General features: G+C 74.1%; 26 protein-coding genes. 18 read left to right on the top strand and 8 right to left on the bottom strand.

Features of this window, described 5'->3' with window-relative positions:
• Positions 1-370: 370 nt before the first annotated feature.
• Genes ACFVXH_RS25190 through ACFVXH_RS25200 form a run of 3 tightly spaced genes read left to right on the top strand, consistent with a single transcriptional unit; the run spans position 371 to position 4,913 of the window.
• Entirely contained in the window at positions 371-1,012 is a 642-nt protein-coding gene (locus ACFVXH_RS25190; protein ID WP_049656930.1) for a class F sortase, read from the top strand.
• Positions 1,009-2,334, top strand: coding sequence for an alpha/beta hydrolase (locus tag ACFVXH_RS25195; RefSeq protein ID WP_387827325.1), 1,326 nt, complete (start codon positions 1,009-1,011; stop codon positions 2,332-2,334). Before ACFVXH_RS25190 ends, ACFVXH_RS25195 begins: the two co-directional genes overlap by 4 nt.
• On the top strand, positions 2,301-4,913 hold the full coding sequence (locus ACFVXH_RS25200) for a rhomboid family intramembrane serine protease (protein ID WP_387827328.1): 2,613 nt from the start codon (positions 2,301-2,303) through the stop codon (positions 4,911-4,913). The genes ACFVXH_RS25195 and ACFVXH_RS25200 overlap by 34 nt, the downstream gene beginning before the upstream one ends.
• 145 nt (positions 4,914-5,058) lie before the next feature.
• Here ACFVXH_RS25200 and ACFVXH_RS25205 read toward each other — a convergent pair whose 3' ends face one another.
• The gene (locus ACFVXH_RS25205; protein WP_049654781.1) at positions 5,059-5,484 is read right to left on the bottom strand and encodes an SsgA family sporulation/cell division regulator; all 426 of its coding nucleotides are present in this window, start codon (positions 5,482-5,484) and stop codon (positions 5,059-5,061) included.
• A 312-nt stretch (positions 5,485-5,796) separates the two neighbouring features.
• Here ACFVXH_RS25205 and ACFVXH_RS25210 point away from each other — a divergent pair, with 312 nt between their 5' ends.
• From ACFVXH_RS25210 to ACFVXH_RS25220, 3 genes are all read left to right on the top strand, one after another.
• Positions 5,797-7,629: a DEAD/DEAH box helicase gene (locus ACFVXH_RS25210; RefSeq protein WP_049654780.1), complete on the top strand. Its 1,833-nt coding sequence runs from the start codon at positions 5,797-5,799 to the stop codon at positions 7,627-7,629.
• A 367-nt stretch (positions 7,630-7,996) separates the two neighbouring features.
• Positions 7,997-8,647 (top strand): IclR family transcriptional regulator, encoded by a 651-nt coding sequence (locus ACFVXH_RS25215; protein ID WP_049654777.1) that lies wholly within the window; start codon positions 7,997-7,999, stop codon positions 8,645-8,647.
• A gap of 38 nt (positions 8,648-8,685) precedes the next feature.
• Complete coding sequence (locus ACFVXH_RS25220) at positions 8,686-9,492, top strand: S16 family serine protease (RefSeq protein WP_074005030.1); 807 nt, start codon at positions 8,686-8,688, stop codon at positions 9,490-9,492.
• Between the two features lie 73 nt (positions 9,493-9,565).
• Here the strand turns inward: ACFVXH_RS25220 and ACFVXH_RS25225 are convergent, their stop codons facing one another.
• Both ACFVXH_RS25225 and ACFVXH_RS25230 read right to left on the bottom strand, forming a co-directional pair.
• On the bottom strand, positions 9,566-10,336 hold the full coding sequence (locus ACFVXH_RS25225; RefSeq protein ID WP_049654774.1) for a helix-turn-helix domain-containing protein: 771 nt from the start codon (positions 10,334-10,336) through the stop codon (positions 9,566-9,568).
• 152 nt (positions 10,337-10,488) lie between these two features.
• A complete protein-coding gene (locus tag ACFVXH_RS25230) occupies positions 10,489-10,971 on the bottom strand; it encodes an Lrp/AsnC family transcriptional regulator (RefSeq protein ID WP_181970601.1) in 483 nt (160 codons plus the stop codon).
• A gap of 273 nt (positions 10,972-11,244) precedes the next feature.
• Between ACFVXH_RS25230 and ACFVXH_RS25235 the strand changes: the two genes are divergently transcribed.
• A complete protein-coding gene (locus tag ACFVXH_RS25235) occupies positions 11,245-11,850 on the top strand; it encodes a VOC family protein (protein ID WP_387827333.1) in 606 nt (201 codons plus the stop codon).
• A gap of 48 nt (positions 11,851-11,898) precedes the next feature.
• On the opposite strand, the gene ACFVXH_RS25240 is transcribed toward ACFVXH_RS25235, so the two are convergent.
• A complete protein-coding gene (locus ACFVXH_RS25240; RefSeq protein WP_074005032.1) occupies positions 11,899-12,465 on the bottom strand; it encodes a hypothetical protein in 567 nt (188 codons plus the stop codon).
• A 134-nt stretch (positions 12,466-12,599) separates the two neighbouring features.
• On the opposite strand from ACFVXH_RS25240, the gene ACFVXH_RS25245 reads away from it, so the two are divergent.
• From ACFVXH_RS25245 to ACFVXH_RS25260, 4 genes are all read left to right on the top strand, one after another.
• On the top strand, positions 12,600-13,304 hold the full coding sequence (locus ACFVXH_RS25245) for a response regulator transcription factor (RefSeq protein ID WP_074005033.1): 705 nt from the start codon (positions 12,600-12,602) through the stop codon (positions 13,302-13,304).
• Positions 13,301-14,869, top strand: coding sequence for a sensor histidine kinase (locus ACFVXH_RS25250; protein ID WP_387827337.1), 1,569 nt, complete (start codon positions 13,301-13,303; stop codon positions 14,867-14,869). Before ACFVXH_RS25245 ends, ACFVXH_RS25250 begins: the two co-directional genes overlap by 4 nt.
• Positions 14,870-15,062: 193 nt before the next feature.
• Positions 15,063-15,236: a hypothetical protein gene (locus tag ACFVXH_RS25255; RefSeq protein WP_387827340.1), complete on the top strand. Its 174-nt coding sequence runs from the start codon at positions 15,063-15,065 to the stop codon at positions 15,234-15,236.
• 174 nt (positions 15,237-15,410) lie between these two features.
• Complete coding sequence (locus ACFVXH_RS25260) at positions 15,411-16,811, top strand: glycosyltransferase 87 family protein (RefSeq protein WP_387827343.1); 1,401 nt, start codon at positions 15,411-15,413, stop codon at positions 16,809-16,811.
• A 158-nt stretch (positions 16,812-16,969) separates the two neighbouring features.
• Here ACFVXH_RS25260 and ACFVXH_RS25265 read toward each other — a convergent pair whose 3' ends face one another.
• Complete coding sequence (locus ACFVXH_RS25265; RefSeq protein ID WP_049658875.1) at positions 16,970-17,386, bottom strand: SsgA family sporulation/cell division regulator; 417 nt, start codon at positions 17,384-17,386, stop codon at positions 16,970-16,972.
• Between the two features lie 406 nt (positions 17,387-17,792).
• Here ACFVXH_RS25265 and ACFVXH_RS25270 point away from each other — a divergent pair, with 406 nt between their 5' ends.
• Complete coding sequence (locus tag ACFVXH_RS25270; RefSeq protein WP_387827346.1) at positions 17,793-19,490, top strand: RDD family protein; 1,698 nt, start codon at positions 17,793-17,795, stop codon at positions 19,488-19,490.
• Between the two features lie 74 nt (positions 19,491-19,564).
• Positions 19,565-20,305: an RDD family protein gene (locus ACFVXH_RS25275; protein WP_387827349.1), complete on the top strand. Its 741-nt coding sequence runs from the start codon at positions 19,565-19,567 to the stop codon at positions 20,303-20,305.
• A gap of 36 nt (positions 20,306-20,341) precedes the next feature.
• Here ACFVXH_RS25275 and ACFVXH_RS25280 read toward each other — a convergent pair whose 3' ends face one another.
• Complete coding sequence (locus ACFVXH_RS25280) at positions 20,342-20,614, bottom strand: hypothetical protein (protein WP_074005038.1); 273 nt, start codon at positions 20,612-20,614, stop codon at positions 20,342-20,344.
• A gap of 233 nt (positions 20,615-20,847) precedes the next feature.
• Here ACFVXH_RS25280 and ACFVXH_RS25285 point away from each other — a divergent pair, with 233 nt between their 5' ends.
• The 4 genes from ACFVXH_RS25285 to mycP all read left to right on the top strand — a co-directional run bounded on the left by ACFVXH_RS25285 (position 20,848) and on the right by mycP (position 24,867).
• Positions 20,848-21,561: an endonuclease V gene (locus tag ACFVXH_RS25285; protein ID WP_049657751.1), complete on the top strand. Its 714-nt coding sequence runs from the start codon at positions 20,848-20,850 to the stop codon at positions 21,559-21,561.
• A gap of 99 nt (positions 21,562-21,660) precedes the next feature.
• Entirely contained in the window at positions 21,661-22,110 is a 450-nt protein-coding gene (locus ACFVXH_RS25290) for a hypothetical protein (RefSeq protein WP_049657753.1), read from the top strand.
• Between the two features lie 85 nt (positions 22,111-22,195).
• Entirely contained in the window at positions 22,196-23,578 is a 1,383-nt protein-coding gene (locus ACFVXH_RS25295; protein WP_387827353.1) for a hypothetical protein, read from the top strand.
• Positions 23,579-23,778: 200 nt separating this feature from the next.
• Positions 23,779-24,867, top strand: a complete 1,089-nt coding sequence (gene mycP, locus ACFVXH_RS25300; protein WP_206745855.1) for a type VII secretion-associated serine protease mycosin — start codon at positions 23,779-23,781, stop codon at positions 24,865-24,867.
• On the opposite strand, the gene ACFVXH_RS25305 is transcribed toward mycP, so the two are convergent.
• A complete protein-coding gene (locus ACFVXH_RS25305) occupies positions 24,861-25,430 on the bottom strand; it encodes a GNAT family N-acetyltransferase (protein ID WP_074005041.1) in 570 nt (189 codons plus the stop codon). The genes mycP and ACFVXH_RS25305 overlap by 7 nt on opposite strands.
• A 205-nt stretch (positions 25,431-25,635) precedes the next feature.
• Here ACFVXH_RS25305 and ACFVXH_RS25310 point away from each other — a divergent pair, with 205 nt between their 5' ends.
• On the top strand, positions 25,636-26,232 hold the full coding sequence (locus tag ACFVXH_RS25310; protein WP_079272640.1) for a DinB family protein: 597 nt from the start codon (positions 25,636-25,638) through the stop codon (positions 26,230-26,232).
• 90 nt (positions 26,233-26,322) lie between these two features.
• On the opposite strand, the gene ACFVXH_RS25315 is transcribed toward ACFVXH_RS25310, so the two are convergent.
• Positions 26,323-26,763, bottom strand: coding sequence for a hypothetical protein (locus ACFVXH_RS25315; RefSeq protein ID WP_049657761.1), 441 nt, complete (start codon positions 26,761-26,763; stop codon positions 26,323-26,325).
• Positions 26,764-26,970 lie beyond the last annotated feature (207 nt).

The raw sequence follows: 26,970 nt of genomic DNA on the forward strand, positions 1-26,970 counted from the left end.
GGGAGTGCGGAGTCCGGTCGGACAAGTGGGTGATACAACCCGTGGCCGGGTCAGCATGGCACGGGGGCGGGGCCGGTCGGAGAGGCGCAGCGCGTCGTCCGGAGCGATCGCCCGAACGCCGCAACCGATCGGGTCCGTAGAACCGTCGGTAGCTCGTGTCGGGAGTGTTCCTGCGGCGATCGTATGCGGGGGGCGGCCGTCGCGCTCCGCGACCGGGTGCCCACGGGGCGCACGAAAGAGGGCGTCAGCCCTGCCGATCGGCGGGTGCCGGTACGACCGTCGTATGGACGTGCCTTACAGTCCGTTCCGGTTGAATTGTTTCCCAGGAAACTCCCAGGAAGCGGGGTTCCGTCGGCAGAGGGGAGCGCCCGTGGGCGTCCAGCAGAGCAGGGGGCCCTGGCCGGGCACCCTGGCGGCGGGTGCCGCGCTGGTGCTCGGTGCCTGGCTCGTGCACGACGGAGGCCCGTCGCTGCCGCCCGCACCGGGGGCCGGCCAGGCCCAGGCCGGGATCACGCCGGTCTCGGTCGTCCCTCCGCTGGGCCCGTCCGCGCCGACCCGGATCCGCATCCCGGCGGTGCGCCTGGACGCCCCGGTCACCGCGCTCGGACTGGACGCGGACGGCCACCTGCAGACCCCGCCCGAGGCGGACCGCAACCTGGCGGGCTGGTACCGGGGCGGGGCCAGCCCCGGCCAGCGCGGTACCGCGATCCTGGCGGGACACGTCGACAACAAGACCGGCCCCGCGGTCTTCTATCATCTGGGCGCGCTCCGTCGGGGGGACCGGATCGAGATCGCCCGGGCGGACGGCGCCACCGCCGTCTACCAGCTCTACGCCATCGAAGTGCACGACCGAAAGGACTTCCCGGACGATCGGGTCTACCGTCAGGCCACTGACGCGCAGCTGCGGGTGATCACCTGCGGCGGCTCGTACAGCGAGGAGCACGGCTACGACGGCAACGTCGTCGCCTACGGCTTCCTGGCCGACACCACCCCGCCGGGCAAAGCCGCATGAGCACGCTGACCCTTGCCTCCCGCTGGAACCCGATCGACTGGCCGCTCACCGAGGGCCTGATCCCGCACGCCGTGCTGGCGGCCGGCTGGGCGGCGCTGATCGCGCTCGCCGTCGGCCGCGGCCGGAGCTGGTGGCGGGTCCGCCTGCCCGCCGCCCTGATCACCGCCGCGGCGCTCAGCTGGCTGCTGGACGTCGTGGTCGACGGCTGGTGGCACCCCTTCCCGGAGGGCACGCCCAAGTACGTCACCTGGTGGATAGCCATCGCCCTGACCGGGCTCTGCCTGGCCGGCTACCGGATGCGCCGGCTCACCTGGCGGCGGCGGGGGCTCGCGCTGGGCCTGTGCGGCCTGGTGGTGCTGATGGCCTCCTCCGAGGTGAACATCGGCTTCGGCCAGTTCCCGAGCGGGCGCGTGATGCTCGCGCCGTGGCTGACCAAGACCGACGGGCTGGTCGCCGACAAGGCGGGCCAGACCGTGGCCGCCCCGCCGGGCAAGACGCTGGAGGAGGTCTGGCAGCCCCCGGCGGACCTGCCCGAGAAGGGCACCGTGTCGGTGGTGCCGATCCCCGGCACCAAGTCGGGCTTCAAGGCCCGCGACGCGTACGTCTACCTCCCGCCCGCCTACCAGGCCACCCCGCGGCCGCTGCTCCCGGTGATCGTGATGATCACCGGTCAGCCCGGCGTCCCGGGGGACTGGGTGCTCTCCGCGCAGATCAACGAGGCGCTGGACGCCTACGCCGCGGACCACGGCGGCCTCGCGCCGATCGTGGTGATGCCCGACCAGCTCGGCTCCACCTGGGCCAACACGCTCTGCCTCGACTCCAAGATCGCCAAGACCCAGACCTACCTGGCGGTGGACGTCCCCGAGTGGGTGCACCAGCACCTCCAGACGGCGGCCGGCCGGAAGTCCTGGGCGATCGGGGGCGCCTCGATGGGTGGAACCTGCGCCCTCCAGCTCGGCGTCAACGCCTCCGACGTGTACGGCACCGTCCTCGACATGTCCGGGCAGGAGGAACCGACCCTGGGCAGTCGGGAACAGACCGTCAAGGCCGCCTTCGGTGGTGACGAGAAGAAGTTCGACGCGGTCGATCCGCTCCAGGTGATGGCCCGCAAGAAGTTCCCGGACACCAACGTCGCGTTGGTCGTCGGCGAGACCGACGAGGAGTTCAGACCGCAGATGGAGAAGGTCTACCAGGCCGCGCAGGCGGCCGGAATGAAGTCCAAGTTCGAACTGATGCCGGGTGGCCACGGCTGGGTCGTCTTCCGGCCCGGCATCGCCCAGCAGCTCCCGTGGCTCGCCCAGCAGACCGGGCTGACCCGGTGACCGGGGCGGGGACGGCGCTGGCCACCGTCGGCGAGCAGCGCGGGCCGGGGCCGGACGCGGAGCGCTCGGCCGAGCGCGGCACCGACCGGGCCGACCGGGCGCCGGTCACCCGGACGCCGGAGCCGCGCCCGCAGAAGGTCCGGCGGGCGGCCGGGGTGCTCGGCGCCAGGCTGCGCTCGGCGCCGCTGACGCTGGCCCTGCTGGCCGGGCTCTGGCTGCTCGGCGCGGCCACCCGCAGCCTGGGCCGCGGCCCGTCGGACCGGCTGCTGGAGCGGGCCGGCATCGGCCTGTCCACGCTGGCCGAGGGCCACTGGTGGACGCCGGTCACCTCGATGTTCTGGTGCTCGGGCCGCGGCTCGTACGTGTTCACCAGCCTGCTGCTGCTCCTGGTCGGCCCGGCCGCCGAGCACCGGCTCGGGCGGCTGCGCACCCTCGCGGTGCTGGTCGGCGGGCAGGTGGTCGGCACCCTGCTGGGCACCGGGCTGGTCGCGTTCGGCTCCTCGGCGGGGGAGCAGTGGACCGCCTCGGTGGCCGACCAGATCTCGGTCGGCCCCGGCGTCGGCGTGTTCGCGCTGGCCGGGGTCCTCGGGTACCGGCTCACCGTGCTCTGGCGCCGTCGGCTGCACCTGCTGGTGCTGCTCGTCCCGCTGGTGATGACGCTGTACGTGGGCCACCTGCAGAGCGTCCAGCGGTGCGCCGCCGCGCTGGCCGGGCTCGGCCTGGGCGCGCTGGTCAGCCGGGGCCGCCCGCACCTGCGCACGCACCGCTCCTCGCACTCGGAGACCCGGGTGCTGGTGGCGCTCTGCCTGGTCGCGGCCGCCTTCGGGCCGCTGCTCGCCTCGCTGTACGACAACGCCAGCGGGCCGTTCAACACCTTCTCCGAGCTGTACTTCTCGCACCGGCTCAGCCCGGACGAGGTGGCCGACTTCTGCGCGCAGTCGGCGCACGACTGCGCCCGGGCGCACGCCGTCGTCCGGATCTTCGACACCCCGGGCCGGATGATGGCCGCGCTGATCCCGGCACTGCTGCTGGTGCTCGCCGAGGGGCTGCGCCGGGGGCTGCGGTTCGCCTGGCTGGTCACCGTGGCCACCGAGCTGCTCTGGGCGGCGCTGCTGTGCTGGCTCTACCTGGACGCCGGGCCGGTCAGCCGGGACGTGGTGCAGTACTTCGTCGAGGCGCTGCTGCTGCCGCTGCTGACCACCGGGCTGCTGGTGGCCACCCGCAAGCGGTTCCTGCTGCGGCTGTCCGGCCGCTCGGTGCGCCGGCTGGCCCTGGTGCTCGGCGGCGCGGCGCTCGCCTCCGCGGCCACCTACGTGGGGGTCGGGCGGCTGGTGGCCGGGGAGTTCGAGCCGGGGGCGTCCGCCCGCCGGCTGATGGCCGGGCTGCCGGCCCAGTTCCTGCCGCCCGCGTACAACGACCTGCTGCCGGACTACCCGATCGCGGTCGGGCCGGTGGCGCGCTTCCTGGAGACGTACTGCGGGCTGGCGTTCTGGGCGGTCGCGCTGGCCGTGCTGCTGTCGGTCTTCCGCCGGCCGGTGCTGCACACCGACGCGGCGGCGGCCGCCCGCGCGCGGGCGCTGCTGGCCGAGCACGGCGGCGGGACGCTCTCCTTCATCGCCACCTGGGACGGCAACCACTACTGGTTCGACGAGGGCGGCCGGGCGGCCGTCGCCTACCGGGTGGTGGGCACCGTCGCGCTGACCACCGGCGACCCGTTCGGCGCGCCGGAGGACCGGGCCCGGGCGGTGGCCGGCTTCGCCCGGTACTGCGACGCGCGCGGCTGGACGCCGTGCTTCTACAGCGTCTGCGGCGAGACCAGGGCCGCCACCGCGCAGCTCGGCTGGCGCTCGGTGCAGGTCGCCGAGGACACCGTGGTGCCGCTGCCCGAGCTGGCCTTCACCGGCCGCAAGTGGCAGGACATCCGCACGGCCCTCAACAAGGCCGGCAAGCAGGGCATCTCCGCGGAGTGGTGGGCGTACCACGAGGCGCCGCTCGCGCTGCGGGAGCAGATCCGGGCGATCTCCGAGGAGTGGGTCTCCGAGAAGGGCCTGCCGGAGATGGGCTTCACGCTCGGCGGGCTGGAGGAGCTGGACGACCCGGACGTGCGGGTGCTGATCGCGGTGGACGAGCAGCGGGTGGTGCACGGGCTGACCAGCTGGATGCCGGTGTACGAGAACGGCGTGCCGGTCGGCTGGACGCTGGACTTCATGCGCCGGCGCTCGGACGGCTTCCGCGGCGTCAGCGAGTTCCTGATCGCCTCGGCGGCGCTCGGCTTCAAGGAGGAGGGCGCGCGCTTCCTGTCGCTGTCGGGCGCGCCGCTGGCCCGGACCGGGCAGGACGAGGAGCCCACCGGCCTGCAGCGGATGCTGGACTGGATGGGCAAGGTGCTGGAGCCGGTGTACGGCTTCCGCTCGCTGCTGGCGTTCAAGGCGAAGTTCCAGCCGGAGTACCGGCCGATGTACATGGCGTACCCCGACCCGGCCGCGCTGCCCGGCATCACCAGGGCGATCGGCAAGGCGTACCTGCCGCACCTGACGGCGGCCCAGGGCGTCCGGCTGATGCGCAAGCTCTCGGGCTGACCCGCCCCTGGGGGCGCGACCGTACGGGCTTCCCGGGCCCCGGACCCGGGTCGCCGCGCGACGGACGCGGACGGACGGTTCACCACGCGGGCGGGCGCGTCACGGCCCGGAAGCACGGGGGCGCTCCCGCGGGCCGGCGCCCCCGTCAGCCGAGCAGCTGGGCGAGCGCGCGGTCGGCGTCCAGGTGCAGGTGCTCCTCGCCCTCCGGGACGACCAGCCGGCTGCGCCACAGGAAGCGGCGCAGGTCGGCGGCGTCGAACTGGAGCAGCGCGGTGCCCTCGGGCGCCCGCAGCTCGACCATGGTGCGCCGGCCGACCGCGGGCCGGACGTGGACGTCCCCGGCGCCGGACGGCAGCTCCAGACCGGCCGAGAGCAGCTGGCGCGCGAAGACCCAGACGATGTCCTCGGAGCCCCGGCGCTCGGCCGGGTCGTCCAGCGAGAACTCGGCGGGGAAGGCCATCCGGACGGCCAGCGGGTCCTCCGGCAGGTAGGAGAGCCCCACCCGCAGCCGGACGGAGCGGTGGGAGGAGAGGATCAGGCGGGCCTGGACGGTCTCTTCGACGGTGCGCACGGGCGGGGTCCCTTCGGTTCGGTGCGAGGCTGCGTGACAGCGGTGAGGGTTGCTGCGGCCTCACCCTGGTGAGAGTCCCGGGACGGGTGGTGCTTACCGGGTTCCACGAGGCAATCGGTGTGATCCGGGTCACATCGATTTCCGGCCGCGCGGGCCCGGCGCGGGGCGCCGCCTGGAGGCCCGAACGGCGCCGGACCCGGTACGCTGGGCGGGTTGTCCGATTGCCGCCCGACCGCGGGGTGAGGCCGCAAAACCGCCTCTGACCTGCGATGATCCCCCTCGGAGACCGTGAGTACTGCCGCCGCCTCCTCGATGCCGCTGTTCTCCGACGTACCGGAGCCGCAGGCGCCCGTCCGATCCGTCGGCCACGCCGCGCCCGCCGGTTCGCACCACCTCTCCCCGGCCTTCCCCGGCCGCGCCCCCTGGGGCACCGCGGGCAAGCTGCGGGCCTGGCAGCAGGGCGCGCTGGACAAGTACATCGAGACCCAGCCGCGCGACTTCCTCGCGGTCGCCACCCCGGGCGCAGGCAAGACCACCTTCGCGCTCACCCTGGCCTCGTACCTGCTGCACAACCACCTGGTGCAGCAGGTGACGGTCGTCGCACCGACCGAGCACCTGAAGAAGCAGTGGGCCGAGGCCGCCGCGCGGATAGGCATCCGGCTGGACCCGGCGTACTCCTCCGGGCCGCTCTCCCGGGACTACCACGGCATCGTGGTCACCTACGCGGGCGTCGGGGTCAACCCGATGCTGCACCGCAACCGGACCGAGGCCCGCAAGACCCTCGTGATCATGGACGAGATCCACCACGCCGGTGACTCCAAGTCCTGGGGCGAGGCCTGCTTCGAGGCCTTCGAACCGGCCACCCGCCGGCTGGCGCTGACCGGTACGCCGTTCCGCTCCGACACCAACCCGATCCCGTTCGTGGCCTACGACGCGGGCGGCGACGGCATCCGCAAGTCCATCGCCGACTACACCTACGGCTACGGGCACGCGCTCGCCGACCACGTCGTCCGCCCGGTGATCTTCCTCAGCTACAGCGGCAACATGCGCTGGCGCACCAAGTCCGGCGACGAGCTGGAGGCCCGGCTCGGCGAGCCGATGACCAAGGACCTGATCGCCCAGGCCTGGCGCACCGCGCTGTCCCCGCAGGGCGAGTGGATCCCCTCCGTCCTCCAGGCCGCCGACCGGCGCCTCACCGAGGTCCGCAAGGCGATCCCGGACGCCGGCGGACTGGTCATCGCCACCGACCAGAACGTGGCCCGCGCCTACGCCAAGATGCTGCGCGAGATCAGCGGCGAGAAGGTCACCCTGGTCCTCTCCGACGAGACCGAGGCCTCCAAGCGGATCTCCGACTACGCGGAGGGGACCTCGCGCTGGATGGTCGCCGTCCGCATGGTGTCCGAGGGCGTCGACGTGCCGCGGCTGTGCGTCGGGGTCTACGCCACCTCGATCTCCACCCCGCTGTTCTTCGCCCAGGCCGTCGGCCGCTTCGTGCGCGCCCGCAAGCGCGGCGAGACGGCCTCGGTGTTCCTGCCGACCATCCCGATGCTGCTGGGCTTCGCCAACGAGATGGAGCTCCAGCGCGACCACGTGCTGGACCGGCCGAAGAAGGAGGGCGACGGCCTCTTCGACGAGGAGGACCGGCTGCTCGCCGAGGCCGAGCGGGCCAACGACGGGCCGGACGGCGCGGGCGGCGACGAGTTCTCCTACGAGGCGCTGGGCTCCGAGGCGGTCTTCGACCGGGTCCTGTACAACGCCATGGAGTTCGGCATGCAGGCCCACCCGGGGAGCGAGGAGGAGGAGGACTACCTCGGCATCCCGGGCCTGCTGGAGCCGGACCAGGTGCAGATGCTGCTCCAGAAGCGCCAGCACCGGCAGATCCAGCGCAGCAAGACCAAGCCCGCCGAGGAGGCCGACCTGCTGGAGCTGCCGGCCGAGCAGCGGCCGGTGGTCACCCACCAGGAGCTGCGGGAGCTGCGCAAGGAGCTGAACGCGCTGGTGGCCGCCTGGCACCACCGCACCAACCAGCCGCACGGCACCATCCACAACGAGCTGCGCCGCCAGTGCGGCGGGCCGCTCACCGCGCAGGCCACCGCCAACCAGCTCAAGGCGCGGATCGTGAAGATCCGGGAGTGGGCCAACTAGTCCGGGCGGCGGCCCGGCGGGGCCTGTCGGCGGAGGGGCTTCGAAGGGCGGCGCGTCCGGTCATCGGACCGGGGGCGCGTCCGGAGCCCGACGCACCCGGCGAATCGCGGGGGTTCGTCCCGAATTCGAGGCGCTGTTGGAGTTGATCACGCCCGAATTTTGGACAACCACTTCCGTCGCGTCATTTCCTTCACTACCTTTCCCCCACGCTCTTCCGTCGGGCAACCCCCGCGGGACGGCGTCGCAGGGCCGTGCGCGTCAACGACGACGCCGTACGGCCCGAGCGCGGCCACCCCCACCTGCGCGCGACACCGACCTTGGAACGGCGCCGCCCGCCCCGCGAGCGCCGCGGAAAGGATTGCCCGTCGTGACAGCCGAGACCTCCCAGACCCTGGACCGCGGCGTCCGGGTCCTCAAGCTCCTCGCCGACTCCGAGCGCGGGCTCACCGTGACCGAGCTGGCCGCCCGGCTGGCCGTCAACCGGACCGTGGTCTACCGGCTGCTGGCCACCCTGGAGCAGCACGGCCTGGTCCGCCGGGACATCGGCGGGCGCGCCCGGGTCGGCCTCGGCGTGCTGCGCCTCGCGCACCGGGTGCACCCGCTGCTGCGCGAGGCCGCGCTGCCGGCCCTGCGCAGCCTCGCCGAGGACCTCGGCGCCACCGCCCACCTGACCCTGGTGGACGGCAACGAGGCGCTGGCCGTCGCCGTGGTCGAGCCCAGCTGGACCGACTTCCACGTCGCCTACCGGACCGGCCTGCGCCACCCGCTCACCGAGAGCGCGGCCGGCCGGGCGATCCTGGAGGCGCGCACCTTCCCCAGCCAGCGCCGGCCCGAGCAGGGCTTCGTCATCACCCGGGCGGAGGAGCAGTCCGGGGCGAGCGGGGCCGCCGCCGCGCTGGTCGGACTGAGCGGCATCGAGGGCAGCGTCGGCGTGGTGATGCTGAACGGCATGGTGCCCGAGCGGGTCGGCCCCCGGGTGGTGGAGGCGGCGACCGAGGTGGCCGACGCCCTGAGGTAGCGCCCGCACCCGGTGTCGGGTGTGTTTGGATTCCCCTTGTGTCCGACACCAAGCTCTCCAAGGCCCTCACCTCCCCGCGGACCCGCGCGCTCACGCTGTGCGGGGTGCTGGTCGCCGCGCTGTTCGGGGTGGCCGCCTTCGTCCCGCTGCCGTACACGATCACCTGGCCGGGCCTGACCGCGGACACCCTGGGCTCGTACGAGGACAAGCCGGTCCTCACGATCACGGGCGCGCCGCTGCGCACCACCGAGGGCGAGCTGCGGATGGTCACCATCACGGCGACCAACCCGGGGCAGAAGAACACCTTCTGGCGCTCGATGCAGGCCTGGTTCGACCCGAAGGAGGCCGTGCGCCCGACCGAGACGGTCTACCCGGAGAGCAACCCGGTGAAGGCCGACGAGGCGACCGCCGCGCAGATGGCCGAGTCGCAGGACGCCGCCACCGCGGCCGCGCTGAACTACCTCCGCCTGTCGCCGGACCAGGTGAAGGTCAAGGTCGACCTGGGCGCGGTCGGCGGCCCGAGCGCCGGCCAGATGCTGGCGCTGGGCATCGTCGACAAGCTGGCCGGTGACGGCAAGGGCGGCGACCTCACCGGCGGGCTCACCGTGGCCGGCACCGGCACCATCGAGGCGGACGGCACCGTCGGCCCGGTCGGCGGCGTCCCCCTGAAGACGCAGGCGGCGGCCCGGGACGGCGCGACGGTGTTCCTGCTGCCCAAGGACGAGTGCTCGGACGCCAAGGTGAACACCCCGAAGTCGCTGCGGCTGGTGCCGGTCGGCACCCTCGGCGAGGCGGTCTCCGCCCTGGAGGCGCTGAAGAGCGGCGGCAGCGTCCCGTCCTGCTGACCCCCGGCCGGCCTCGTGCGGGCCTCCGACCGGCCGGGCGTCCCCCCGCACGGGGTCGGCCCGGCCCGCGCGGTCAGATTCCGAAGGCGACCGCGGCGAAGTCCTCGCCGAGCCGGGTGCGCAGCTCGGCGGCGATCCCGGCCAGCCGGTGGGCCTGGGCCATCGGCAGGGAGACCGAGATCGCGCCGATGCCGTTGCCCGCGACGATCGGCACCGCCGCACCCGCCGAGCCGAGCGCGTACTCCTGGAACTGGGTGATCGGGACGGCCCGCCGCGGGCCCTGGCGGGGCAGCAGCGGCAGGCAGGCCGGGTCCCGCAGGGTGTACGGGGTGAACGGCACCATCGGGTAGCGGGCCAGGTGGGCCCGGCGCTCCTCGGCGGTCATCAGGGCGAGCAGGGTCTTCCCGGCCGCGTGGGCGTGGGCGCCGACCCGCCAGCTGTGCCGGTCGATCAGCGGCGCGCCGGGGGCCTCGGCGGCCTCGATCAGCTCCACCTCGCCGTGCCGGTACCAGGTGAAGTAGACGGCGGCGGACAGCTCGTCGGCGAGCAGGCCCAGCAGGGCCCTGAGCCGGGCCCGGTCGGTGGCCGGGCCGTCGTCCCGGACCAGCCCGGTGACGGCGGGGCCGGTCAGGTAGCGGCCGCTGTGGCGCTCCAGGTAGTGGTCGTGCACCAGGGTGCGCAGCAGGTGGTAGGCGGTGCCCAGGGCGAGGTCGGTGTCCCGGGCGAGTTGCTTGGCGGTGGCGCCCTTGGGGTAGCGGGCGGCCGCCGCCAGCAGGCGCAGGGCGCGCTGGGCGGAGGCGATGAGGGTGGGGGCGGTACCGTCGGCCGCGACGGCGTTCGTCATGCGGGGGCCGACCAGGGGGAGGGCGCGGCCGCCACGGGTATCAGCGGGCCGGAGAGCGGCGCCAGGATTTGTAGAACGTTCATACATAAATCTTGCGGCCCCCGACGCCTCCTGCCTATGCCGAATCGGCGCGTGGCGTGGCGCGGACCCTCCTACTCGGCGGCGGCCTGGTCCACCAGCGGCAGGATCCGGTACGGCACCGGGTTCTCCAGCACGATCGCGGTGGACGAGCGGACGATCCCGTCGAAGCCCAGCACCCGGTCGATCACCCGCTGCAGATCGGCGTTGGACCGGGCCACGATCCGCACCAGCATGTCCCCGATCCCGGTGATGGTGTGCAGCTCCAGCACCTCCGGCACGCTCGCCAGGTGCGCCCGCACGTCCGCGCCCTGCCCCTGGGAGATCTCCAGGGTGGCGAAGGCCGTCACCGGGTAGCCGATCGCCGCCGGGTCCACCTCCGGGCCGAAGCCGCCGATCACGCCCTTGGCCTGGAGCCGGTCCAGCCGGGCCTGGACGGTGCCCCGGGCGACCTGCAGCCGGCGCGAGCACTCCAGCACCCCGATCCGGGGCTCCTCGGCGAGCAGCCGGATCAGCCGGCCGTCCAGCGGGTCGATCGTGTCGTTCGTACTGCCCACGATGGAATTCCCTTGAGGGGCAGCGGAGTTGGGGGAGCCGGGGGAGCTCGGCGAGTGGGCGGGGGGCATTCGCGGCACCGTCCTGTGGTGGGCATTCTGTACAGCGGCGCGGCCGATTCTCCCGCTCCGGGGCACAGCTTGACCAGGAGGAAACGGAACAGTTGCGCGCGGGTCGGCCCGGCGACACCCTCCAGCCACACCCCCGTGCGCAGGGCCCCACCCCCGGTGCCGGGGGCGGCCACGATGGTCCGTACGCCTACCGGGAGGGCAGTCATGACCGACACCGCCGCCGAACCCGCCCTGTTCGGGGCAGACCTCCCAGCGGACCCGGCGGAGGCGGGGCCGCTGCCGATGGGCCGCGCCGACGCGGTGGTCTTCGCGGTCGCCGACGCCGAGCGGGCGGCCCGCCGCTACTGCGCCGCGCTCGGGCTGCGATGTACCGCGTACGCCGGGCCGGAGACCGGCGAGCCGGAGCTGCTCTCGTACGTGCTCGCGGCGCCGGGCACGCGGATCGTGCTCACCTCCCCGGTGCCCGCCGCCCCGCCGGGGCCCGCCGCGCCGGTGCGGACCGCCTCCCGGACCGCCTCCCGGGTGCGGACCGGCGGCCCGCGCGGCCGGGAGCTGACCGCGTACCTGGACCGGTACGGGGACGGGGTGCTGGACCTCGCGGTGAGCGTGCCGGACGTCTACTACGCCTACGACTACGCGGTGGACCGGGGCGCGCTGTCGCTGGCCGAGCCGTACGAGGCGCGGGACGACTACGGCGCGGTGCTGCTCGCCACCATCGGCGTGCCGGGCGGGACCAGGCACACGCTGGTGGACCGGGCGGGGTACGTGGGGCCGTACCTGCCGGGGTACGTGCCGTGCGACGGCCTCTGACGGGGCGTCGTGTGGCGGACCGGTTCCTGACGGTCCGCCGGGAGCGCCTCAGCGGATCGCCGTCTCCACGATCGGCGGGTGGCCGTTCCAGGAGGCGAAGACGGAGTTGGCCTCGTCGCCCCGGGTGAAGTCGACCCGCAGCCACTGGCCGTCGGTCCACACCTGCATCTGCCAGCCCGGGTCCGGGGTGGCGGAGACCAGGGTGGCCCGGTCCGGCTTCAGGTCCAGCGCGACCTTGCCGCCCGGGATCGGGTAGCTCTTCACCGTGGACGTCGTGGTGGCGGTGGGGACGGGCCGGCGGGTGGGCGGCGCGGCGGCGGTGGTGGCGGGGGCCGGGCCGTGCGGGGCGGTGGCGGTGGTGGCGGCGTTGGTGGTGCCGGTGGTCGGGGAGGCCGCCGGGGAAGGGGTCGTGGACTGTGCGGCGGAGCGCGGCTGGTCCGCGGTGGCGGGCGCGGAGTGCAGCGTGCCGTCGGCCTTCGGGGAGGGCAGCGGCAGCGCCGTGGGCCGTTCGAACGCGGCGCCGGTCAGCACCGCGTGCACGCCGAGCCAGGACAGCGCCACCGCCGCCCCGGTGGCCGCCGCCCAGGCGCCGAGCTGTACCAGTCCGTTCCGCATCGTCCGCACATCCTGCCGTATTTCCATACGGATGGAGACCGGCACCCCCGGTATTCAGCAGGGCAGTTGCACAATGTCCGGACCCACCCCCGAGGTACAGACCATTGACCGGCGATGGCGTACCGTGCAGGCCCATGGCAACAGTGCTCGTGGTCGAGGACGACCCCTTCGTACGATCCGCCCTCATCCGGCACCTGACCGACACCGGTCACGCGGTCCGCAGTGTGGGCACGGCTCTGGAGGCGCTGCGGGAGGTCGCCCAGGTCGGCTGTGACCTGGTGATCCTCGACCTCGGCCTGCCGGACCTGGACGGCAGCGAGGCGCTCAAGATGATCCGGGGCCTGACCAACGTGCCGGTGATCATCTCCACCGCCCGGGACGACGAGGCCGAGATCATCCGGCTGCTCAACGACGGCGCCGACGACTACCTGGTGAAACCTTTCTCCGGGGAGCACCTCAGCGCCCGGATGACCGCCGTGCTGCGCCGCTTCGGCAGCGGCGCGGCCCCCGTCGCCCAGGTGCTGCGGGTCGGCGGACTGGCCATCGACCTCCAGCGGCGGGAGGCCGCGCTGGACGGACGGCCGCTCGACCTGACCCGCCGTGAGTTCGACCTGCTGGCCTTCCTGGCCGCCCGGCCCGGCGTGGTGGTGCCGCGCAAGGAGATCCTCGCCGAGGTCTGGCAGCAGACCTACGGCGGCGACCAGACCATCGACGTCCACCTCTCCTGGCTGCGCCGCAAGCTCGGCGAGACCGCCTCCAACCCCCGCTACCTGCACACCGTCCGGGGCGTCGGGGTCCGACTGGAGGCCGCCGGAGGACTGCCGGAGCACCGGACATGAGGCGGTTCGGGCGCTCGCTGCGCTGGGCCCTGATCAAGGCCGCGGTGGCCGGGACCACCATGGTCGCGCTGGCCTTCCTGATCCCGCTCGGGCTGATGGTCCAACAGACCGCGCGGGACCGGGCCTTCACCGCCGCCGAACGCCAGGCCGCGGCGCTCGGGCCCGCCCTGGCCATCACCACCGACGAGGACGCGGTCAACCGGGCCCTGGCCAGTACGGACGCGGGCGGGCAGGGGCGGATGGCGGTGCACCTTCCGGCGGCCGGGCAGCCCGCCGGAGCGGGCGGCGCCGACGCGGCGGCCGCGGGGACGGGCGGGGGAGGCCCCGGGACGGTGGCCGCGGGGACGGGCGGAGGCGGCCCCGGTGTGGCGGCCGCCGGGACCGGCGGGGGCGGCCCGGGTGTGGCGGCCGCCGGGACCGGCGAGCCCGAGGGCCCGATGCTGGGGGAGGGGCGCGCCGCCGCGGCCGACGTGGCCACGGCCGGCGGAAAGGGCCGCTCCTTCACCGTGAAGGTGGCCGGCGGGTACGCCCTGCTCCAGCCGGTCGCGGTGGACACCGGGCGGACCGCGGTGGTCGAGGTGTTCGTGGCCGAGAGCGACCTCACCCGGGGCGTGGCCACCGCCTGGCAGGTGCTCTCCGCCGTGGCGCTCGGCCTGGTCGCCATCTCGGTGCTGGTCGCCGACCGGATGGGCAGCCGCATCGTCGCCTCCGCGCGGAAGCTCGCCGCCGCCGCCCGCTCGCTCGGCGCCGGGAACCTCGCGGTGCGGGTCCCGGTGGAGGGCCGGCTGGTCGCGGGCAGCCCGGAGGAACTGCGCGAGGCCGGCCAGGCGTTCAACACCATGGCCGACCGGGTGGTCCAACTCCTCGCCGCCGAACGGGAACTGGCCGCGGACCTGTCGCACCGGCTGCGCACCCCGCTGACCGTGCTGCGGCTCAACGCCGCCTCGCTCGGCGAGGGCGACGCGGCCGACGCCACCCGGCACGCGGTCGCCCAACTGGAGCGCGAGGTCGACCAGATCATCCGCTCGGCCCGCCGCGCCCCCGAGGACGCGCCCGTCGTCGCGGTCGGCTGCGACGCCGCCGAGGTGATCCGGGAGCGGGTCGCCTTCTGGTCGGCGCTGGCCGAGGACGAGGGGCGCCGCTGGCAGCTGGCCGGCGCCGAGCGGGCGGCGCCGGTGCCCGTCCAGCGCGGCGACCTGGCGGCCGCCGTCGACGCGCTGCTCGGCAACGTCTTCCGGCACACCGCCATCGGCACCGCCTTCTCGGTGGACGTACTGGCCACCGACTGCTCGGTGATCGTGCTGGTCGGCGACGCCGGACCGGGGTACAGCGACCCGGCCGCCGCCCTCAAGCGCGGCGAGGGGCACGGCGGCGAGGGCTCCACCGGCCTCGGCCTGGACATCGTCCGCAAGCTCGCCGAGTCCACCGGCGGGGACCTCGCGCTCGGCCGCTCCGCGGTGCTCGGCGGCGCCGAGACCCGGCTGCGGCTGCGCACCGGGCCGCAGGAGGCGGCGCCCGCGCGGGGCGGACGGCGGCGGAGCCGGGGCGCGCTGTTCCAGAAGTGACGGGGTTTCGGGGTGGCCGGGCGCCAGGTGTGGCGGTACGGCGCCCGTGCGCTCTTCCTTAACGGCGGCCTAAGGGACCTCTACCGCTCGCTCAGCCCGCCCGCCGCGCCCCCGGCCCACCGCTAGCGTCGGTCGCGCCGACCTCCACCCCGGCGCCGACCCCACCCCGGCCGTCACCCCCACGGCGACCGGTGTGCCCGTTCCCCCGGTCGGCGCCGGGGCCGGACACACCCTGTGCGTGGACACCCCGCTCCACCCGCCGTACGACCTGGTCGCAGGGGCCAAGGCCCATGCCGACGCGACGTGCTCCAGCGTCGTCCAGCGGCCGCCGGACTTCACCCGGGCCCTGGGGGCGTACACGGGCTGAGGGTCGCGATCGCGTGATCGCGTGATTCCCGGCCCTGGCCGTCCGTGCCCCGCTCGCGGCGAAGGACGGCTGGTCAGGGCCGGTTCGTCACGCCGGGTAGTCGATCGTGTCCGGTTCCGTCCGGGCGGCATCCGGTATCGTCGCTGGTTGGCCCAGCCGTGGACGGAGTGGACAGTGACAGCGGTGCAAGACGAGCGCAGCCCGGTGCGGACCGCACCCGACCCCTCGCCCGCCCCCCTGTCGGACCGGCTGCGCCGGGCCCTCGGCGCCCCCGTCCGGGCGCTGCGCGAGGCCCCCCGCCGCCCGCTGCTGGCGGCCTCCGCCGTCGCGCTGCTGTCCCTGCTGGTGTACGCGGTGGTCCGCCACTTCGTGCACACCTCGATGGTGGACATGATCGTCTACCGGGCCGAGGGCGCCGCCGTGGCCAACGGCACCGACCTGTACGCGCTGCGTGTCACCGAGTGGAACCTGCCCGCGACCTACCCGCCGTTCGCGGCGATGCTGTTCGTCCCGACCACCTGGTTCCCGGTCCCCTTCCTCCGGGTGGCGATCACTCTCGGCAACATCGGGCTGCTCGCCCTGCTGACCCACCTGTCCTTCAAGCTGGCCGGGTGGCCGCGCCGCGAGCTGCGGCCGATCGGCGTGATCCTGGTGACCGGCCTCGGGGTCTGGCTCGAACCGGTCTTCACCACGCTCCGTTACGGCCAGATCAACCTCGCGCTGGCCTGCCTGATCCTCTGGGACCTCACCCGTCCGGACGGGCGGCGGAGCAAGGGCGTGGCGATCGGCATCGCCGCCGGCATCAAGCTCACCCCCGGCCTGTTCGCGGTCTACCTGCTGATCACCGGACGGATCCGGGCCGCCTTCGTGGCCGGCCTCACCTTCCTCGGCACCTTCCTGCTCGGCGCCCTGGTCCTGCCCGACGCCACCTGGGGCTTCTGGACCAAGTACCTCTACGACTCCTCCCGGGTCGGCAAGACCTGGATCGTCGACAACCAGTCGATGCGCGGCGCCTTCGCCCGCCTGCTGCACAGTGCCGACCCCGGCACCGTCGCCACCCTCGGCGCCGGCCTGGTCGCGGTGGCCGGCCTCGCCGTCGCCGCCTGGGCCGCGCGCAGCGGCCGCTGGCTGCCCCGGGCCGAGGCCTGGGGCGTCTGCTGCGCGGCCGTCACCGCCGTCCTGATCTCGCCGATCAGCTGGACCCACCACTGGGTCTGGTGCGTGCCGATGCTCGTCCTGCTCGCCGCCGAGGCCTCGGTCGAGCACGCCCGCCCGGTCGGCGTCCGCCGACTGCGCTGGCGGGCCGCCTTCTGGGCCACGCTGGTCGCCTTCCTGTCCTTCGCGATGTGGGCCGCGAAGCCGGTCGGCCTGGCCGTCCTCGACATGTCACCGTGGCGCCAGCTGCCGACCTCCGTCTACCCGTGGGTCGGACTCTGCTTCCTGCTCGCCGCCGCCGTCCGGATAAGGGCCCGACGGCGCTCGGCCGGCGCGCCGCTGGTCCGGCTGCCCGGACAACGGGAGACCGGCGGCCCGGACGCCGCCCGCGGTCGTCAGCAGGCCCCCGCGGCCCGCTGAGCCGGCGGGGGCGCCGCTCCTGCTTCCCTGTTCCCGCGCTCGCGGTTCCCGCCGAGCCCGCTGCCCGTGCTCGTGGTCGCGGCCGCGGTCGTGCTCTCGCGGGTGTCCGTGTCCGTGTCCCTGCTGCTGTCCGTGCCGGTGCACGCTGCGGCGCACGCCTAGGCGAGCAGCTCGGCGAGCGAGCCGTCCATGTCCAGCGCGGCCAGCTCGCTGCCCGGCGGGACCAGCCGGTGCGCCCGCTCCAGCCAGGCCGCGACGATCGGCAGCGGGGCCTCCAGCAGGGCGTCCCCGGCGGGCGAGCTCAGGGCCAGACAGAGCACGCTGCGCCGGCCCGAGCGGGTCGGCCAGATCCGGACGTCGCCCTGGCCGCACGGGCGGAAGGTGCCCTCGACCAGCAGCTCGCGGGCGAACACCCAGGTCACCGGGGAACCGGTGTCCAGGTGGAAGGTGATGTACACCGCGTACGGGTCGTGGCTGCCGTAGGACAGTCGGGCCGGGACGGGGACGCTGTGCTCCGGCGAGAGCACCAGGTTGAGCTCCAGCTCGTGCTCGACGACGCTGACGGGACGCTCCATGATCGTCTTCCTCTCTGCCTTCGGGCGGTGCCCGGTTCCGGGCCCCTGTGACCTTTGAGAGGGCGGTCCGCACCGGCTCTTACACACGTTTCCGGGATTTCTTCGGGAAGTTTGGTGAGGGGTGGTGAACGGCGGGTGGCACGGCGCGCGGGCCATCGTCGTGCGCTGGGTTCCTTACCTTGAGCCACCCTCCGCTGTCCGGGGATTCGCGAACTTTCCGTCACGGCTTCGATGAGGTACTACCCTTTGTGACTGCCCGGCGACTGTCCGCCCATCGGTGGCTCCCCCACGCGCGCCGAACGCCGGGCGCGCGCCTGGTCGTGCGCGCGGGGGGACGCGTCTGCGGTGGTCGGGCCCGGTCGGCCCGCACCGTCCTCGTCAGGCCCTGCCAGGAAAGAAGACCCCCATGACGGACCGCCCCTTCGCCGCCGCCGGCGACCCGGCCGTCGCACCCGAGCCCGGCTACTACCCCGACCCCTCCATCCCCGGCTTCATCCGGTACTGGGGTGGCTCGGCCTGGGTGCCCGGCACCAGCCGGCCCGCGCCCGCCGAGGGCGAGGTGCCGGCGCCGCCCCGGTACGCGACCCGCCCTCCCGTCCCGGGCGGGCCGGCGGCGCGGGCGGTGCCGCCGCCGGTGGTGCTGCTGGAGGCGGTGGCGCCGGAGGCGGGGTGTGCGGAGCCGGTGGCTCCGGAGCAGGTGGCCCTGGGGGCGGTTCCCCTGGGGTCGGTTCCCCCGGGGTCGGCGCCTTCCGGGGTGGCGCCCCCGGGGTCCGTGGCGGAGGTGCGGGGCGGGCTGCCGGCGGGCGGGGGCGACACCGGGCCGGTGTACTTCGACCAGACCTCGGGCGGGGCGTCCTTCGTGCTCGGGCCGCGGGTGGCGGAGGTGATCGGCGGGCCGGTGTTCCGGACGGTCGACGGGCCGGGGGTGCTGTCGGGGGTTTCGCCGGGGGTGCCGTTCGGGGTGCCCTCCGGGGCACCGTCCGGGGGGCCGTCGGGTTTCGCCGGCGCCGAGCCGCCCGGGGTCGTGGACGCGCCGGTGGCCTTCGGCGCGGTGCCCGAGGCGGCCCCCGTCCCGGGGCTGGGGCTGGGGCTGGGCCCGGCTCCGGCCCCGGCCGCCGCTCCGGTCGCCGGGGATTTCGAGTCCGGCTGGCAGGCCGATCCGCGGGCGCAGCGGGGCCTGATGGAGACGGGCGACGCGCCCCGTTGGGTCTCCTGGGGGGTGCTTCCGGAGGCGCCCGACGCGGAACAGGGGTGTGCGGAGCCCGAGCGTGCTCCGATTGCCGCGGAACTGGCCGCCGCCGGCGCTCCCGCCGTGGCGGTGGCGGTGCGGGAGGCCCCGGTGCCGGCCGTCCTGGCCTCGGGCCCGGTGCCGGTGGTCGGCGAGGAGATGCTCCGGAGCCCGCTTCGGGCCCCGGTCCCGGCCGCGACCGCGGCCGCCTCGAAGCCCCTGGCCGCGGCGGCGGCGACCGCCTCCGCCCACGCCGCTCCGCTGCCCGCCGTACGGGCGGTCCGGGAGACCGCCGTCCAGCCCCGCCCGTCCGCCGCCACCCCCGTCCCCGCGCCCTCCCGGGCCGCCCGGACCTCCCGGGACGCCCGGACCACCCGGATCCCCGGGCCGGCCGGCCTCGGCCGCCGACTGGCGGCGCGAACGGTGGACACCGCCGTGCTGCTGGTGGTCGCGGTCGCCGCCGGGATCCCGCTCGGCAACTCGGTCTCCGACCACCTCCGGCAGAAGGTCGACCAGGCCCGGATGGCCAGCGCCCTCACCCGGCGCCAGGTCCAGGTCTGGCTGGTGGACGACGTGGTGCTGGGCAAGATCGCCGTGCTGATCGGCATCCTGCTGTTCGTCAGCCTGCTCTACGAGGTGCTGCCGGTCGCCCGCACCGGACAGACCTTCGGCAAGCGGATCGTCCGGATCCGCGTGGTGGACGCCGCCGCCCCCGCGGCCCGCACCAGGCTGAGCCTCGGCCGCTCGCTGCTCCGCTGGGCCGTGCGGCAGCTGGGCGCGGTGCTGCTGCTCGGCCTGGTCTGGCCGGTGTTCGACCGTACGGCGCGGCGGGGCTGGCAGGACCGCGCGGCCAGGACCCGGGTGGTGCGCGGCTGAGGACCGGTAGGGCCTGGTGCAAAACGGACAAAATGTCCCGAACATCAAGAATGTGTGATGTTCTACTCGGGGGCATGAGCACCCACGACCCCTCAGGCCCCCAGCCGGAGGGGGGCGGTACGCCCTCCTTCGACAAGCAGCCCCCGCAGCCGGGCGGCGGCACGCCGGAAGGCGAGCCGCCGGGCCCGACCCCGTCCCACGACCCGTCCGGTGACCGGTCCGGCGGCCCCGGCGCCTACCAGGGCACCTACGGCGGAAGCCCGTACGGCGAACCGACCCCCGGTCAGAACCCGTACGGCCAGAACCCGTACGACCAGCCGCCGCCCGGCCACGGCACCGGCTACGGCCCCGGCGCGTACGGCACCCCCGGCGCCGGCCCCGTCCCCGGCATGCCGCCGATCGGCACCTGGCCCAAGCGGTTCCTCGCCCGGCTGATCGACTACCTCCTGATGCAGGCCGTCGGCGTGATCATCGTGGGCCCCTTCACCGACCTCAGCACGCGCAACGGCTCCACCGAGGCGTTCTGGCTCGGCTGCGCCATCTACCTCGTCTACGAGGCCCTGATGCTCAGCCGGGACGGCCAGACCCTCGGCAAGAAGGCGATGAAGATCCGCGTCGCCATGCTCGTCGACGGGAACAAGCCCACCCAGTCCGCCGCCTGGACCCGCGCCGCCGTCTTCATCCTCCCGGCCGTGCTCTGCTGCGCCGCCCTCTGGTGGATCGTCGACGGCCTCTTCGGCGTCTTCGACAAGCCCTACCGGCAGTGCCTGCACGACAAGGCCGCGAAGACCGTGGTGGTCACCACGGAGGTCTGAGCGGCGCGGCGGGACGCGCCCGCGCCCGGCGGCGGATCAGCGCTGCCGGGCGTACGCGTGCCCGGCAGCGGTCGCGGTGGGGCGCGGCGGGGCGGCCGGGGCCCCGGAGCCCGACGCCACGGTGGCGGACCTGGCCGCGGCGGCGGACATCGAAAGCACCGTCACCACGGTGCCGAGCGCCAGCGCGAACCCCACCAGCACCACGACCGCCAGGACGCCCGAGGCGCCCGAGACGGCCAGCAGTGCCACCGTGGTGGCGACGACGGTGAACGAGCCGAGGCAGGCCTGGGCGACGGAGGGGCGCGGCATGGCGGGGGTCCTTCGCACGTCGGGGGAAACGGGCGGGAGTGGAGCCGGTTCCAGTGGTGCTACCCCGCGGGGAGGACGGGTACGTCCAGGCTAGCCCCCGGAGGCGGGGGCACAGGGGGCGCACGGGCTCACCCCGGGGTCGTCCGGCCCGCTCGGTACGGTGAGACCGGCGCCTGCCACGCACTGTCGCTGAGCACGTATCACCGAGCACCACGTACCCGGGGGAACCGACCATGCCCATCCCCGCCGACTGGCCCACCACCGAGGCCGAGGCACTCGCCGAACAGGAGCGGCTGCGCCCGCTCGTCCAGCCCCACGACGACCCGGGCCGGGACCCCGCCGCCCCCGGCACCCTGATCGCCGGTGTGGACGTCGCCTACGACGACGAACACGACCTCGTCGCCGCCGCGGCCGTCCTGCTCGACCGCGACACCCTGGACGTCGTCGAACAGGCCACCGCCGTCGGCCGGATCGCCTTCCCGTACGTCCCCGGACTGCTCGCCTTCCGCGAACTCCCCGCCGTCCTCGACGCGTTGGCCGCCCTCACCCGCACCCCCGACACCGTCGTCTGCGACGGCTACGGCCTCGCCCACCCCCGCCGCCTCGGCCTCGCCAGCCACCTCGGCATCCTCACCGGACTCCGCACCCTCGGCGTCGCCAAGACCCCCTTCACCTTCGACCACCACGAACCCGACGCACCACGCGGCTCCTGGACCCCCCTCACCGACCCCGCCACCGGCGAGGAGGTCGGCCGCGCCGTCCGCACCAGGGCCGGCGTCAAACCCGTCTTCGTCTCCGTCGGCCACCGCACCGGCCTCGACACCGCCGTCCGCACCACCCTCGACCTCGCCCGCCACTACCGCCTCCCCGAAACCACCCGGCACGCCGACTCGCTCTGCCGCCGCGCCCTCGCCGACGCCCGACGCACCGGGACGAACGCGAACTGACCATGCCCCGGGCGGGATTCGGGCCCGGTGTGTTAGACATGAGACACCGGGGCCCGGCCCCGGCCGCCAGGGGGACGGACGCACGGGGGAGGCGCCGACATGGGCACAGGAACCACCGGAACCGGATCGACCGGCGGAGCCGGACAGGGCTACCGCGTCGAGGTCGAACAGCTCCGCGCCTTCGCCGGCCAAGTACGGCTGCTGCTCGCCGACTTCCAGAAACACGCCGACGGCACCGACGCCCACGGCCGCAGCGGCATCGGCAAGACCGCCTTCGGGACCTTCGCCGAGGCCGCCGAGATCCACGGCCGCTACGGCACCATGCGGGACGCGCTGCGCGACGTCCTCAACCAGCTCCAGGAAGCCGTGAACGAGGCCCAGCAGAAGGCCGACCTCACCGCCACCAACTACGAGGAGCAGGACCAGCACACCGCCACGAAGCTCAAGCTCGGCGACGACGGCTGGTCCGTCGCCCAGCCCTCCGCGAGCAGCCAGGCCGCAGCCCAGCAGAACCGCACCCCGTCCACCCGCGGCAACGCCACCGTCTGACCGCCGCCCGCCCGCCCCGAACGGAGGCCGACCGCCCGTGGTCTACACCGACTTCACCAAGTACAGCCACGCCCAGCTCCGCACCATGGCACAGGCCCTCGACCCCGGCGCGGTGATGGCCGCCGGCGACCCCTGGCGCAAGGCCGCCGACACCCTCAAGCAGATCCGCCAGACCCTCACCAAGGCCAGCACCGAAGCCGCCACCTCCTGGGAAGGCACCACCAGCGACGCCTTCCACACCCGCATGCTCACCCTGGCCGCCAGCATCAACAACGCCGCCGCCTACGCCAACGACGCGGCCAACACCCTCCACAACACCTCCGAAGCCATGGCCAAGGCCAAGCGCGACATGCCCGAGGAACCCGGCAACTGGGACAAGGTCAAGGACACCGTCGGCGACGCCCTCTTCGGCGACGACGACGAACACATCCCCCTCGCCGACCGCAAGAAGGCCGAAGCGGCCGCCATCATGCAGACCCTCGCCATGCACTACCGCGTCGCCACCCCGGCCCTGAAGCCCCCGCCGATGACGAACCAGCGTGTCGACAAGCCCGTTGAGCAGGGATCACAGGACGACCCTGGCAACGCCGCGGCGATGGCGGCGGCGGTCATGTCGGGTACCTCGCTCGGAGCCGGGGGAACGTCCGCGCGGACCGCACCCGCCCCCGGGCCGCAGCGTCCGCAGTCCTCCCAGCCTCCGATGGCGGCCGGCTCCTCGGCCAGGAACGCGGCTGTCGCGACCGACTCCGGCATCAAGGGTGGTACGGCGCAAGCCCTGTCGAAGCCGTCGAGCACGGTGGGTCGCGGTCCCGAAGCGGGTATTTCCGGCACTCCGGTGTCCCGTCCGAGCGGTAGCGTGCCGACGCCTCCCACTTCGGGCACCCAGACCTCCGGCCTGAGCACCGGCCCGGTCACGGGCCCCGTGACCGGGCCGGCCCCGACCGGAGGCGGGCAGACGGTCGTCGGCCCGGCCGGACCGACCGCGCAGAATCCGGTGGCCCTGCCCGGGATCGGGAACGGCAGGCCCGGATACGGAGGCAGCGGGTCCACCAGTGGCGAGACACCGGTGCAGGGCGTGAGCCCGCGGGCGGGCCGGGCTGTCGCAGGTGGTGGCGGTGAGGTCAATCCGGGCTTCGGAGCCGGCGGCCGTGGAGCCACCGGAGGCAAGCAGACCGGTGCGCCTCAGGGCCGACCAGGCGGTTCCGTCCGAGGGGCGACGCCGCCCGATGCCGGGGCACACGGCAAGCAGGCGTTCACGGAAGGCGGGTCCGGGCTGGGAGTGCGGAACCGCCTCAGGGGCGAGTCCGGCGTCGCAGGTGCGAACGGCATGTCTCCTGGTATCCCGCTGACCGGTACCCAGGGACGCAAGAAGGAACGGGAGAAGGACGGCAAGCGGCCGGACTACCTCGTCGAGGACGAGGAGACCTGGGCGTCGGACAAGCCGACCAACCCGAACGTGGTGGAATGAGGCCGGTCCGTAGGCGGACTGGTGATCTGATCGCATCCCGCAGGTCGGTGGCCTGCGGGATGCCTCGCTGAGTGGGGTGACCGGGTTTGACGAGCCGCTGGTTGGCGCGTGGTACGGCGGTCCTTGCTGCCGGGGCACTGGTCTGGGGTGTTGCCGGGCCGGCGGCCTTGGCCGATCAGGTCAGGGACCAGCAATGGGCTTTGAAGACCTTCGAGGCCGAGGCCAAGGTCTGGCCGGTCAGCCAGGGCGAGGGCGTCGTCGTCGCGGTGATCGACACCGGGGTGAACCCGGACCACCAGGACCTGACCGGGCAGGTTCTTCCAGGGGCTGATTTCTCGGGTACCCAGTCGGATGGTCGTGTTGACACCAATGGGCACGGGACGGGCATGGCGAGTCTGATCGCCGGCCACGGCCACGGCACTCAGGCCGGAGTGATGGGCCTGGCTCCGAAGGCGAAGATCCTTCCGGTGAAGGTGCGGACGAACGACGAAGGCCCCATCCCCGAGCAGAACGACCTGGCGGCGGGCATCCGCTTCGCGGTGGACAAGGGCGCGAAGGTCGTCAACATCTCTCTCGGGGGGGGCTCGCGATTCGACTCGCAGACGCGAAAGGCGGTTGCGTACGGGGTGTCGAAGGACGTCGTTCTGATCGCGGGCACGGGCAACGACGGTTCAAGCAACGGCGTAGGGTATCCGGCCGCCTTCCCCGGCGTCGTGGCCGTGGGGGCGGCAGATTCCAAGGGTGTTGTGTGGGGCGATTCCACGTCCGGCCCCGAGACCACGCTCATCGCGCCAGGCGTCGGGATCAACCACGCCGGGGCGAAGTCACCGACGAGCTACCTGGTTGCGAACGGCACCTCCGATTCCACGGCCTACGTCGCCGCCACTGCCGCGCTGATTCGGTCGAAGTACCCCGACCTGTCCGCCGGGCAGGTGATCAACCGCATGATCAAAACGGCCACGCCGCCGGCCAACGGGACGGCGGTACCCGACAACCACTACGGCTACGGGCTCGTCGCGCCGGCGAAGGCCCTGGAGGCGAATCCCGCTGTGGACAACGGGCCCCGGGAGAACCCCCTGCTCGGGCGGATGGAGGCGAAGGGCACTCCGCCTCCGGTGGACGAGGAGACCGACGAGCCCGCCGTCGTGCCCATGGTCCCCGAGGGGGACAAGGGGAGCGGCGGGAACGGGGTCGGGGTGGTCGTGGGGGTGGCGGCCGGGGGGTTGGTGTTGGTGGTTGCCCTTGTCGGGGTGTTGGTGGTGCGGAGGCGGCGGGGGGCGGGTCAGTGAGTGGCGAGCCATTCGTCGCGTAGGGCGGCCATCTGGAGGACGTCCCAGTAGCGGTCGTCCCAGTGGTGGGCTTGGCGGGAGCGGCCTTCGAGGGTGAAGCCGGACTTGCGGTAGGAGTGGGCGGCGCGTTCGTTGTACTCGAAGACTTCGAGGTGGACGCGGTGGAGGCGGATGGTCTCGAAGGCGTGGCGCAGGACCAGGAGGGTGGTTTCGGTGCCGATGCCGCGGCCGGTGTGGTCCGGGGTGAGGGCGATCCGGTAGCCGGCGGAGGAGTTGTCGGGGTCGACGTCGTTGAGGGCGGCCTCGCCGAGGAAGCGGCCGGTGGCGGGGTCTTCGACGGCGAGGTCGAGGCGATCGGGCTGTTGGGCTCGGGTGGTGCACCACTGGTGGATCCGGTCGCGGGTGAAGGCGGTGCGGGTGCCGGTGAGCCGTTTGGTGGTCTCGTCGGCGCAGAGTTCCCACATCGGGTCGGTGTGCCGTTCGTCGAGGGGGACGAGTCGGATGGTGGGGCCGTGCAGGGTGGGCTTCACGGCGAGGGCGGCGAGATCGGTGGGAGCGGTCATGGCGGCCAGGATGGATGGTCGGCTTCCGGTTCGTCCACGTGTTTAGTCCTGGCGTGCGGGCGCGCACCGGTTGGGGTGCGCGCGGGGACAGGGGCGTGTGTCGGGCGGACGCGCCGGGTGAATGCGCCGGGGGTGGCAGTATTTCGGCGACCGCTGGCGTCATTGCCGCTGGTGGGGTTCCCCCGGTGGCGGAGATGCTGGGCCCATGAGCACTCCTGAGCGCACGCGGGTCGAGAGCACGTCGATCGCCGCCACGAACACCGCCGACGACGGGATCGTCCCCGACACCAAGGACTGGACCTGGGTGCTGGAACGCCCGTGCCCCGACTGCGGGTTGGAGACTCCGCGGGTGGTGCGGGAGGACGTGGCCGGGATGGTCCGGGCCAATGCGGAGGGCTGGCTGGCGGTGCTGGCGGGGGATGTGGACGGGTTGCGCCGGCGGCCGGCTCCGGGGGTGTGGTCGGACCTGGAGTACGCGTGCCACGTCCGGGACGTCTTCCGGCTGTTCGAGGTCCGGCTGAACCTGATGCTGGACCTGGAGGACCCGCTGTTCCCCAACTGGGACCAGGACGAGACGGCCGTCGCCGAGCGCTACGGGGAGCAGGACCCGAAGGTGGTGGCCGGGGAGCTGGCGGAGGCCGCTGAGACGCTCGCCGCCGCTTTCGAGCGGGTGGCGGGGGCGCAGTGGGCGCGGACCGGGAGCCGCAGCGACGGGGCGCGGTTCACGGTCGAGTCGTTCTCCCGGTACCTGATCCACGACCCGGTGCACCACCTGTTCGACGTGACGGGCGAGCGGGTCTGAAGCCGGTCCTGAAGCCGGTCCTGGAGCCGGCCCCGGGAGCGGGGCCGAGGCCCGGTCTGAGGCCGGACCGGAGGCGGCCGGGGCGCGGGGTCACCAGCCGGAGGCCTCGCGCAGCATGGTGCGGCGCAGCCGTCCGGCCACGCTGGCGGCGTCGGTGCCGATGACGTCGGCGATCTCGGGGGCGGCGAGGCCGACGACGTAGTGCAGGATCGCCAGGTCGTCGTCGGCCGGGTGGCGGTCCGGGGCGGGGGTCGCCTGGCGGGTGTGGTCGGCGACGGTGCCGCGCAGGATCTCCCAGGCGTGCGCGGTGGGGTTGGAGCTGCCCATCAACTCCCGCCAGTGCACCGCGATTTCCGCGAAGGCCTGTTGGACGGCGACGGCCGCGGCGCTGTGCTCGGTCAGCCACACGCGCGCGTAGCTGAGGTACCGGGGGCGGTGGAGTTCGCAGAACGCGGTGAACTCCAGGGGCACCTCCGCCGGCTCGCCGGGCCTCGGGGGCGGCTCGGCTGAACTCTCGTGACGGTTGGTCATCTCGGCTTCTCGGAAAGGGAGATGGGTTTCTGACGGTCGATCATCTGTGCTCACTCTACGGTAGGCCCTCGGTGCGCTGGGTGACCAATCCGATGGAATGCCCGGAACCCGCCGCCGCCAGGCCGGTTCCGGTGGCGACCGGGTGCGGCGAGGTGGCGGGACGGCCGGGCGGAGGGCCGGCGAGGGCCGGTGGGGCGGTGCTGCGCA

This window comes from Kitasatospora sp. NPDC058184 (assembly GCF_042883725.1).
Classification (GTDB): domain Bacteria; phylum Actinomycetota; class Actinomycetes; order Streptomycetales; family Streptomycetaceae; genus Kitasatospora.